Annotated in this window: 1 protein-coding gene; it reads left to right on the top strand. The window is 69.0% G+C overall.

What is annotated here, in order from left to right; genetic code table 11:
• Positions 1 to 48 precede the first annotated feature (48 nt).
• Positions 49 to 700, top strand: a 652-nt coding sequence (locus tag ACRWNP_RS37165) for a hypothetical protein (RefSeq protein ID WP_431969433.1), incomplete at its 3' end; no start/stop codon positions are given.

The following is a 700-nucleotide window of genomic DNA, read 5'->3' as shown; positions in this document are numbered from 1 at the left end:
GCGGTGTCTGATTCGCCGGTCGGGGGGTGTGGGGGGATGCTGGTGTATATGAGTACGCGCGTTCCTGCGGATGCTGTTGTCCGGGTGGAGTTGCCGGCGTGGTCGCCGATGCTGGCGGTGGCGGGGCCGTTGCCGGGGGCGGAGGCGGAGGCGGAGTACGGGTTCGAGCCGTTGTTCAACGGTGCCCGGGTGCTGGTGTATCTGCCGGGGGATGGTGCGGTGCGGTTGGTGTCGGGGATCGGGCAGGACGTGACGGCGGGGTATCCGGAGTTGCGGGGGTTGCCGGGGTTGTTGCCGGCGGGTCTGGTGGGGGTGCTGGACGGGGAGATCGTGGCGTTGGGGAAGCATGGCGGGGTGTCGGTGGAGCGGTTGCAGCGGCGGATGAGTCTGCGGCATCCGGCGGCGGTGGCGGAGGCCGCGGAGGTGATGCCGGCGCAGTTGGTGGTGTACGACATCCTGCATCTGGGGGAGCCGGTGGTGCACTCGCCGTATACGGCGCGGCGGGCGTTGCTGGATGATCTGGGGGTGTCGGGGCCGCATGTGGTGGTGCCGCCGTACTGGCCGGCGATGGCCAGTGAGGCGTTGCACTACATCCGGCAGGAGGGGTACGACGGTGTGGTGGCGAAGCGGTTGACCAGTATGTATCTGCCCGGTCGCCGCAGCCGTGACTGGATCAAGGTCAAGAACCTCCACGCCCACG

This window comes from Actinacidiphila sp. bgisy160 (assembly GCF_965342435.1).
Taxonomy (GTDB): Bacteria; Actinomycetota; Actinomycetes; order Streptomycetales; family Streptomycetaceae; genus Actinacidiphila.
This window is presented reverse-complemented; position numbering and strand designations above follow the sequence as displayed.